1 protein-coding gene is annotated in these 11,325 nt (G+C 76.7%); it reads left to right on the plus strand.

Going from position 1 to position 11,325, the window contains the following annotated elements:
* Entirely contained in the window at positions 1-11,295 is an 11,295-nt protein-coding gene (locus tag ACVMYR_RS18395; RefSeq protein WP_457122318.1) for a type I polyketide synthase, read from the plus strand.
* Positions 11,296-11,325: the final 30 nt, after the last annotated feature.

Genomic DNA, 11,325 nt, shown 5'->3' on the forward strand with positions numbered 1-11,325 from the left:
GTGCCACACGAGGGAGCGAGATCAACCATGGCGGACGAAGAGAGGCTGCGCGAGTACCTCACGCGGGTCATCGCCGAGCTGCACCAGACCCGCCAGCGGCTGCGCGAGGTCACCGCCGAGGAGTCCGAGCCGGTCGCCATCGTCGCGATGAGCTGCCGCTACCCCGGCGGCATCAGCTCACCCGAGGCGCTGTGGGACTTCGTCTCCGCCGGCGGCGACGCCATCGGCGAGTTCCCCACCGACCGGGGCTGGGACCTCGACCGGCTGCACCACCCCGACCCCGACAACCCCGGCACCTCCTACACCGCCGCCGGGGGGTTCCTCTACGACGCCGGGCGCTTCGACGCCGCCCTGTTCGGCATCTCCCCCCGCGAGGCCCTCGCCATGGACCCGCAGCAGCGGCTGCTGCTGGAGGTCACCTGGGAACTGTTCGAACGCGCCGGCATCGCCCCGCTGTCCCTGCGCGGCAGCCGCACCGGCGCGTTCGTCGGCACCTCCGGCCAGGACTACGCCGCCGTGCTGCACCGCGCCCCCGGCGTCGAGGGCTACGTCCTCACCGGCTCCGCCGCCAGCGTCGTCTCCGGCCGGCTCGCCTACACCTTCGGCCTGGAGGGGCCCACCGTCACCGTCGACACCGCCTGCTCGTCGTCGTCGGTCGCCGTCCACCTCGCCTGCCAGGCCCTGCGCCAGCGCGAGTGCGGCCTCGCCCTCGCCGGCGGCGCGACCGTGCTGGCCACCCCCGGCCCGTTCGTCGAGTTCTCCCGCCAGCGCGGGCTCGCCGCCGACGGCCGGTGCAAGTCGTTCGCCGCCGCCGCCGACGGCACCGGCTGGTCCGAGGGCGTCGGCATGCTCCTGCTCGAACGCCTCAGCGACGCCCGCCGCAACGGCCACCCCGTCCTCGGGATCATCCGCAGCTCCGCCGTCAACTCCGACGGCGCGTCCAACGGGCTCACCGCCCCCAACGGCCCCGCCCAGCAGCGGGTCATCCGGCAGGCCCTGGCCGGCGCGAAGCTCACCCCCGACCTCGTCGACGTCGTCGAGGCCCACGGCACCGGCACCACCCTCGGCGACCCCATCGAGGCCCAGGCCCTGCTCGCCACTTACGGCCAGGACCGGGGCGACGCCGCGCCGCTGCTGCTCGGCTCGATCAAGTCCAACCTCGGCCACAGCCAGGCCGCCGCCGGCATCGCCGGCATCATCAAGATGGTCCTGGCGATGCGGCACGGCACCGTGCCCGCTACCCTGCACGTCGACGAGCCCACCCCGCACGTCGACTGGGCCGCCGGCGCGGTCACCCTCGTCACCGAGCCCACCCCGTGGCCGGCCGTGGACCGGCCCCGCCGGGCCGCCGTCTCCTCGTTCGGCATGAGCGGCACCAACACCCACCTCATCCTCGAACAACCCGAGGCCGACGCCGCGACCGCCGCCGCCGACCGCCCCGAGCCGCCCGCGCCCGTGCTGCTCACCGGCCGCACGCGCACCGCGCTGCGCCGCCAGGCCGAGCAGTGGTCCCGGTACGTCGCCGACGCCGCCCCCCACCCCGCCGACGTCGCCTGGTCCTCGGTGACCTCCCGCAGCCCCCTGGAACACCGGGCCGTCGTCCTCGCCGACGACACCGACGGGCTGCTCGCCGCCCTGACCGCCCTCGCCGACGACCGGCCCGCCCCCGGCCTCGTCACCGGTGCCGCCGCCGAACGCGGCGCCGTCGCGTTCCTCTACTCCGGGCAGGGCGCGCAGCGCGCCGGCATGGGCCGTGAGCTGGCCGCCGCGTTCCCCGTCTTCGCGCAGGCCCTCGACGAGGTGTGCGCCGCGCTCGACCCGCACCTGCCCCGGCCGCTGCGGGAGGTGCTGTTCGCCGACGCCGGCACGCCCGAGGCCGCGCTGCTCGACCAGACCGTGTTCACCCAGGCCGGGCTGTTCGCCGTGGAGGTGGCCCTGCACCGGCTCCTCGGCTCCTTCGGCATCGCCCCGGACCTCGTCGCGGGCCACTCCATCGGGGAGGTCGTCGCCGCGCACGTCGCCGGGGTGTTGACCCTCGCCGACGCGGCGAAGCTGGTCGCGGCGCGGGGTCGGCTGATGCAGGCGTTGCCGCCCGGCGGGGCGATGCTGGCCGTCGCCGCCGACGAGGCGTCCGTCGTCGAGTCGCTGGACGGGGTGACCGGCCCGGTCGGGATCGCCGCCGTCAACGGCCCGACGTCCGTCGTGGTGTCGGGCGCGGCGTCCGCCGTGGACGAGGTGGCCGGGCGGTGGGCCGCGCGTGGGGTGAAGACGCGGCGGCTGAAGGTCAGCCACGCGTTCCACAGCCCGTTGATGGAGCCGATGCTCGCCGGGTTCGCGGCCGTCGTCGCCGGGCTCGACCTGCGTGCCCCCACGCTGCCGATCGTGTCGAACGTGACCGGTGACCTCGCCGACCCGGAGGCGCTACGCAGCACCGACTACTGGGTGCGGCACGTCCGCGAGGCGGTCCGCTTCGCCGACGGCGTACGCACCCTGCGCGCCCACGGCGTCGGCACCTTCGTCGAGGTCGGCCCCGACGCCGTCCTCGCCGCCGCCGCCGAGGAGACCCTCGCCACCGTCACCGCCGCCGCCGACGTGGCCCCCGCCGCCGTCGTGCCCGCCCTGCGCCGCGACCGCCCCGAACGCCGCGCCCTGCTCGCCGCGCTCGCCCACCTGCACGTCGCCGGCACCGGCGTCCGCTGGGCCGACGTCCTCGCCGACCGGCCTGGCCGCCTCGTCGACCTGCCCACCTACCCGTTCGAGCGGCAGCACTACTGGGTGCCCGCCGAGGCCCCCGCCGACCCCGCCACCGGCACCGACCCGCTCGACCACCGGTTCTGGGACGCCGTCGAACGCGCCGACCTCGACGCCCTGCGCGACACCCTCCACATCGACGACGCCACCGCCGACTCCCTGCGCGCCCTGCTGCCCGCCCTCGCCGACTGGCGGCGGCAGCGGCAGGAACACACCGTCCTCGACGGCTGGCGGTACCGCGCCGAATGGCAGGTCACCGCCGAACCCACCCCCGGCCGGCTCGCCGGCACCTGGCTCCTCGCGCTCCCCGCCGGCCACGCCGACGACCCGGCCGTGGCCGCCGTCCGCGCCGCGCTCACCGACGTCGGGGCCGACCCGCTGCCGCTGACCGTCGCCCCCGACGCCGACCGCGCCGCCCTCGCCGCCGCCCTCGGCGACACGCCGCTCGCCGGGGTCGTCTCCCTGCTCGCCTGGGCACCATCGGCCGACGCCGCCACCCTGCCCGGCCTCGCCGCCACCCTCGCCCTCACCCAGGCCCTCGGCGACGCCGGCCACGACGCCCCGCTGTGGCTGGTCACCCGGGGCGCCGTCGCCGCCGCCGCGTACGACCGGCTCGCCGACCCCGCCCAGGCCGCCACCTGGGGCCTCGGCCGGGTCGTCAGCGTCGAGGCCCCGCACCGCTGGGGTGGCCTCGTCGACCTGCCCACCCGACCCGACGCCCGCGCCGCCGGCCGGCTCGCCGCGATCCTCACCGGCACGACCGGCGAGGACCAGCTCGCCGTACGCGGCCCCGGCGTCTTCGCCCGCCGCCTCGTCCGCGCCGCCCTCGGCGACCGCCCCCCGGCCCGCCGCTACACGCCCACCGGCACCGCCCTCATCACCGGCGGCACCGGCGGCCTCGGCGCGCGCGCCGCCCGCTGGCTCGCCGCAGCCGGAGCCGAACACGTCGTCCTCGTCAGCCGGCGCGGCCCCGCCGCCCCCGGCGCCGCCGACCTCGAAGCCGAACTCACCGCCCTCGGCACCCGGGTCACCGTCGCCGCCTGCGACATCGCCGACCGGGCCGCCCTCGCCGACCTGCTGCGCCGCGTCGAAGCCGACGGCCCGCCCGTGCGCACCGTCGTGCACACCGCCGGCGTCGCCCAGACCACCCCCCTCGCCGAGGTCACCGCCGCCGAACTGGCCGAGGTGACCGGCGGCAAGACCACCGGCGCGACCCACCTGCACGACCTGCTCGCCGACCGGGACCTCGACGCCTTCGTCGTCTACTCGTCCATCGCCGCCACCTGGGGCAGCGCCGGCCAGGCAGGCTACGCCGCCGGCAACGCCTACCTCGACGCGCTCGTGCAGCAGCGCCGCGCCGACGGGCACGCCGGCACCGCCGTCGCCTGGGGCCCCTGGGCCGACGGCGGCATGCACGGGGCCGACTCCGACCAGCAGCTGCGCCGCCGGGGCGTACCCGCCATGGACCCCGCCGTCGCCATGGGCGCGCTCGCGCAGGCCCTCGACCACGACGACGTCACCCTCACCGTCGCCGACGTCGACTGGACCCGGTTCGCCCCCGCGTACGCCTCCGCCCGGCGGCGGCCCCTGCTGGAGGGCGTACCCGAGGCGAAGGCCGCCCTCGACGGCGGCGCACCCACCGACGACGGCGACGACGGCCCCGCCGCGACCCTGCGCCGCCGCCTCGCCGGGCTCACCCCGGCCCGCCGCGAGGAGACCCTCGCCGACCTGATCCGCGACCATGCCGCCGACGTGCTCGGCCACGACGGCGGACCCGCCGCCATCGGCGTCACCACCGCGTTCCGGGACCTCGGCTTCGACTCGCTCACCGCCGTGGAACTGCGCAACCGGCTCGCCGCCGCCACCGGGCAGGCCCTGCCCACCACCCTCGTCTTCGACCACCCCAGCCCGATCGTGCTGGCCCGCTTCCTGCTCGGCGGCCTCCTCGGCGACGCCGCCGACCCCGCCCCGGCCGCCGCCGCGCCCACCGTGGACGGCGACGACCCCGTCGCCATCGTCGGCATGGCCTGCCGCTACCCCGGCGGCATCGCCGACCCCGACCAGCTCTGGCGGCTCGTCGCCGACGGCGTCGACGCCATCGGCGACTTCCCCACCAACCGGGGCTGGGACCTCGACCGGCTCTTCGACCCCGACCCCGCCACCCCCGGCACCAGCTACGCCGACCAGGGCGGCTTCCTCCACGACGCCGCCGACTTCGACGCGGCCTTCTTCGGCATCTCGCCCCGTGAGGCCGCGGCGATGGACCCGCAGCAGCGCCTGTTGCTGGAGGCGTCGTGGGAGGCGGTGGAGCGGGCAGGGGTTGACCCGGCGGGGTTGCGGGGTTCGCGAACAGGGGTGTTCGTCGGCACCAACGGCCAGGACTATGGGGCCCTGTTGATGATGTCCGCCGATGCTGCGGAGGGCTTCGCGGGCACCGGCAACGCGGCGAGTGTGGTGTCGGGTCGGGTGGCGTACGCGTTGGGGTTGGAGGGGCCGGCGGTGTCGGTGGACACGGCGTGTTCGTCGTCCCTCGTCGCACTGCACCTGGCGGTGCAGGCGCTGCGGCGCGGCGAGTGCGACCTGGCGCTGGCCGGCGGCGTGACCGTGATGACCACCCCCGCCACCTTCGCCGAGTTCTCCCGCCAACGGGCCCTCGCGGCTGACGGGCGGTGCAAGGCGTTCGCGGCCGGCGCGGACGGCACCGGTTGGGGTGAGGGCGTCGGGGTGCTCCTGGTGGAGCGGTTGTCGGATGCCCGGCGTAACGGGCACCGGGTGCTGGCCGTGGTGCGGGGCTCCGCGGTGAATCAGGACGGTGCGTCGAATGGTCTTACTGCGCCGAATGGTCCGTCGCAGCAGCGGGTGATTCGGCAGGCCCTCGCGTCGGCGGGTCTGTCCACGGCCGATGTGGACGTGGTGGAGGCGCACGGGACGGGCACGACGTTGGGTGATCCGATCGAGGCGCAGGCGTTGCTGGCGACGTATGGGCAGGGTCGGGAGACGCCGCTGTTGCTGGGGTCGGTGAAGTCGAACATCGGTCACACGCAGGCGGCGGCCGGCGTCGCCGGGATCATCAAGATGGTCCTCGCGATGCGGCACGGGACCGTGCCCGCCACCCTGCACGTGGACGCCCCCTCGGGGCACATCGACTGGACGGCCGGAGCCGTCGAACTGGTCACCGAGGCCACCCCGTGGCCCGGGGCGGGCCGGCCCCGTCGGGCGGCGGTGTCGTCGTTCGGCATGTCCGGCACCAACGCCCACGTCATCGTCGAGCAGGGCGACGAGCCCGCCGACGCGCCGGCCGGGGCCCGCTCGCCGGGGCTGGTCGACGCCGACGTGACGGTGTGGCCGGTGTCGGCCCGGTCGAAGGCTGCCCTGGCCGGTCAGGCGGCCCGCCTCGCGCGGCACCTGCGCGAGCACGGCGACGTGGAGCCGGCGGCGGTCGGTTGGTCCCTGGCGACGACCCGGTCGACGTTCGACCAGCGGGCCGCCGTGGTCGGTTCGGGTGTGGAGGAGTTCCTCGCCGGGTTGGACGCGCTGGCGTCCGGTCAGCCGGCGGGCAACGTGGTCAGCGGTGTGGCATCGGGTCACGGCTCCGGGCCGGTGTTCGTGTTCCCGGGTCAGGGCGCGCAGTCAGCACGCATGGCCGCCGGCCTGGTCGGTCGTGCGCCGGTGTTCGACGCGAAGCTGGCCGAGTGTCAGCGGGCCCTCGCCCCGTTCCTCGACGTGGATCTCGTGTCGGTGTTGACGGGGGATGACGAGTCGTGGTTGGAGCGGGTGGAGGTGGTGCAGCCGGTCCTGTGGGCGGTGGGTATCGCTCTGGCTGCGGTGTGGGAGCACGCGGGCGTGTCCCCGCAGGCGGTGGTCGGCCACTCCCAGGGTGAGATCGGCGCGGCGTGTGTCGCCGGGATCCTGTCCCTGGAGGATGCGGCGAAGACGGTTGCCCTGCGGTCGCGGGCCCTGGCGGTGCTGCGGGGTAGCGGTGCGATGGCGTCGGTGGACCTGTCCGCTGACGCGGTCACCGAGCGTCTCCCCGCGTTCCCGGGTGTGGGTGTGGCCGCCGTGAACGGCCCGTCGACGGTGGTCGTGTCCGGGCCGCCGCAGCCGGTTGCGGACCTGGTGGACGCGTGTCAGGCCGAGGGGATCCGGGCGCGGTTGATTCCGGTGGACTACGCGTCGCATTCGCCGTCGGTGCAGGACGTGGCGGAACGGCTGCGCGCGGACCTGGCCGACGTCGCCCCGCAGCCGGGCCACATCCGGCTCGTGTCGACGTTGACGGGTGACTGGGTGGATCCGGCGTCGATGACGGCCGACTACTGGTATGACAACCTGCGGCAGACCGTCCAGTTCGACGCGGCCGTGCGGGTCGCTGTTGCCGCCGGGCACACCACGTTCGTGGAGATCAGCCCGCATCCGGTGCTGACGATGCCGGTGACGGCGATCCTCGACGACGCCGGCGTCACCGGTTACACCCTGGGCAGCCTGCGGCGGGGTGACGACGACCCGGCCCGGCTGCTGACCAACCTGGCCACCGCGCACGCGATCGGCCTGCCCGTCGACCTGACGAAGGTCCTCGCCGCGACCGGCACCGTGCCGCTGCCCACGTACGCGTTCGACCGGGGCCGGTACTGGCTGGAGCCACCCGCGCACCAGGTCCGGGACGTCGGGGCCGCCGGCCTCCAGGACGCCGGACACCCCCTGCTCAGCGCCGCGATCCCCGTCGCCGACGACCAGACGGTCGTGCTCACCGGCCGGCTGTCGGTGCGTACCCACCCGTGGCTCGCGGACCACGCCGTCGGCGGGGCGGTGATCGTCCCCGGGACCGGGATCGTCGACATGGTCGTCCGGGCCGGCGACGAGGTCGACGCCGGCCAGGTCGGCGACCTCACCCTGATCAGCCCGCTCGTCGTCCCACCGGCCGGGGCCGTGCAGGTGCAGGTACGCGTCGGCGCGCCCAGCGACACCGGCGAGCGGACCGTCACCGTGCACTCCCGCCCCGAGGGCGACGGCGACGGCGAATGGACCCGGCACGCCGAGGGCCTGCTGCTGCCGCAGCTCCCCGCCCCGCTGGTCGTGCCGGGGGAGTGGCCGCCCGCCGACGCCGTCGAGGTCGACGCGGACCTTGACGCCTGGTACGCCGACATGGCCGGCGGCGGCCTCGGCTACGGCCCGGCCTTCCGGGGCCTGCGCCGGGTGTGGCGCGGCGTCGACGAGGCGTACGCCGAGGTGGCCCTGCCCGACGCGGTGGCCGCCGACGCGCCCCGCTTCGGCCTGCACCCCGCCCTGTTCGACGCGGCGCTCCAGGCCAGCGGCCTCACCGGGCTGCTCGGCGACGGCAACCGCGACAGTGCCGGCAAGCGCGACGGCGACGTGGCCGCCAGCGGCGACACCGCCGGCACGGGCTGGCTGCCGTTCGCGTTCCGCGCCGTCGGCCTGCACGCCCACGGGGCGACCCGGCTGCGGGTGCGGCTGCGCCCCCTCGGCCCCGACACCCTCGCCGTCACGCTCGCCGACACCGCCGGGCAGCCCGTCGCCACCGTCGAGTCGCTGACGTTCCGCCCGGTCGCCGCCGGCCGGGCCGACGAGGCCGCCGCCCTGCGCCGCAACTGCCTGTTCCACCTCGACTGGACGCCGCTGGACCAGCCGGTCAACGCGGTAGGCGGCACGGACGCCACGGGCGGCACCCGCTGGGCGGTGCTCGGCGACGACCCGGCCGGCCTCGCCGCCGCGCTGGCCGCCGCCGGGCACCCCGTGACCGCCCACGCCGACCTGGCCGCCCTCGCCGCCGAGGTCGAGCGCTGCGGCGACGTACCCGATGTGGTGGTCGCGCAGTGGGTCGGCGCGGACCCGGCGCGGGCCGGCGACGCCGCGCACGACGCGGCCCGGGAGGCTCTCGCGCTCGTGCAGGACTGGCTCGCCGAACCCGGCCTGGAGCGGTCCCGCCTGGTGCTGCGCACCGCCGGGGCGGTCGGCGCGGCCCCCGGCGAGGCCCCCCGCGACCTGGCGCGCGCCGCCCTGTGGGGGCTGGTCCGCTCGGCGCAGGCGGAGCACCCCGGCCGGTTCACGCTGCTGGACGCCGACGACGACGCCGGCTGCCTCGCGGCCGTCCCGGCGGCCGTCGCCTGCGGCGAGCCGCAGGTCGCCGTGCGCGACGGCGCGCTGCTCGTGCCCCGGCTGGTGCGGGCCCGCGACGCCGGCACGCTGGCCCTGCCCGGCGACGACGTGCCGTGGCGGCTCGACGTCACCGAGAAGGGCACCCTGGAGAACCTGGCCGTGCTGCCCTGCCCCGAGGTCGGCGACGCGCTGCCGGCCGGGCAGGTACGCGTCGCGATGCGCGCCTCCGGCCTCAACTTCCGGGACGTCGTGCTGACCCTCGGCATGGTCCCCGACCAGGAGGTGCTGGGCAACGAGGGCGCGGGCGTGGTGCTCGACGTCGGCCCCGGCGTCACCGGCGTGGCCCCCGGCGACCGGGTGATGGGCCTGTTCTCCGGCTCGTTCGCCAGCGTCGCCGTCACCGACCACCGCCTCGTCACCCGCATCCCCGACGGCTGGTCGTACGCGGAGGCCGCCGCCGTGCCGGTGGTCTTCCTCACCGCCTGGTACGGCCTGGTCGAGCTGGCCCGCCTCGACGCGGGCGAGTCCGTGCTGGTGCACGCGGCGGCCGGCGGCGTCGGCATGGCCGCCGTGCAGATCGCCCGCCACCTCGGCGCGGAGGTCTACGGCACGGCCAGCCCCGGCAAGTGGCCGGCGCTGCGCGCCACCGGCTTCGACGACGCGCACGTCGCCTCCTCCCGCAGCCTCGACTTCGTCGACGCGTTCCGCGACCGCACCGGCGGGCGCGGCGTGGACGTCGTGCTCAACGCGCTCAGCGGCGAGTACGTCGACGCGTCGCTGCGGCTGCTCGCCCCCGGCGGCCGGTTCGTCGAGATGGGCAAGACCGACAAGCGGGACCCGCAGCGGGTCGCCGCCGACCATCCCGGCGTCGGCTACCAGGTGTTCGACCTCATCGAGGCCGGCCAGGACAAGATCGGCGAGATGCTCGCCGAACTGGTGGCGCTGTTCGCCACCGGTGCGCTGCGCCCGCTGCCCCGCCGCGACTGGGACGTCCGGCGCGCCCCGGAGGCGTTCCGCTTCCTCAGCCAGGCCCGGCACGTCGGCAAGCTCGCCCTGAGCATCCCGCAGGTGCCCCGCCTCGACGGCACCGTCCTCGTCTCCGGCGCGACCGGCACGCTCGGCGCGCTGCTCTGCCGGCACCTGGTCACCGCACACGACGCCCGGCAGCTCCTGCTGGTCAGCCGGCGCGGACCCGACGCCGAGGGCGCCGACGCGCTGCTGGCCGACCTCAAGGCGCTCGGCGCGGACGTGTCGATCGTCGCCGCCGACCTGGCCGACCCGGACGCCGTCGCCGACGTGCTGTCCATGGTGGACGCCCGGCACCCGCTGCGGGCCGTCGTGCACGCGGCCGGTGTCCTCGACGACGGGGTGCTGGAGTCGATGACCCCCGACCGGCTCGCCGCCGTGCTGCGGCCGAAGGTCGACGCCGCCTGGAACCTGCACCGCGCCACGACCGGCCACGAGCTGACCGCGTTCGTGCTGTTCTCCGCCGCCGCCGGGGTCTTCGGCGGCCCGGGGCAGGGCAACTACGCCGCCGGCAACGCGTTCCTCGACGCCCTCGCCGAGCACCGGCGGGCCCTCGGCCTGCCGGCGGTCTCCCTGACCTGGGGCCGGTGGGCGCAGGCCAGCGGCATGACCGGGCACCTCGACGCCGCCGACATCCGCCGCCTCGACCGGGGCGGCATGGCCGCCCTGTCCAACGAGGAGGCCCTCGCCCTGTTCGACGCCGCCTGGCGGTCCGAGCGGGCCGTGCTGATGCCCGCGAAGATCAGCACCGGGGTCGCCGCGCCGGGCGCGCCCGTGCACCCGCTGCTGACCGGGCTGGTCCGCGCCGCCGGCCGCCGGGCCGCCGCCGGTGAGGCCGCCGACGGGCAGGCGTACGCGGCGCGGCTCGCCGGCCTCACCGCCGACAAGCGGGTACGCGCCCTGCGCGACCTGGTGCTGTCGAACGTCGCCGTCGTCCTCGGCCACGGCGACCCGGCCGGCATCGAGCCGACCCGGGCCTTCCGCGAACTCGGCTTCGACTCGCTGACCGCCGTCGAGCTGCGCAACCGGCTCGGCGCGGCCACCGGGCTGCGGCTGCCCGCCACCCTCGTCTTCGACAATCCGACGCCGGCCGCGCTCGCCGCGCACCTCGCCGGGCAGCTCGCCCCGGCGGCGGCTGGTTTCGGGGCGGGGCCCGGCGGGGCCGGTGCCGGCGGGACCGGGGGCGGGGCGCTCGCCGGGGCCGGCCTGGACCTCGACCGCATCGAGGCGGCCCTCGCCGGCCTCGACCCGGCCGACGACGAGTTCCGCCGCATCACCGACCGGCTGCACGGCCTGCTGGACCGGCTGGCCGAGCGGCAGTCCGACGCGGGCGGCGACGACGACCTGGAGTCGGCGACCGCCGAGAACATCTTCGACCTGATCGACCGCGAGCTGGAGACGTCGTGACCAGCCGCAACGACCACGGCATGCCGAGTG

It is taken from the genome of Micromonospora sp. PTRAS2 (assembly GCF_054052245.1).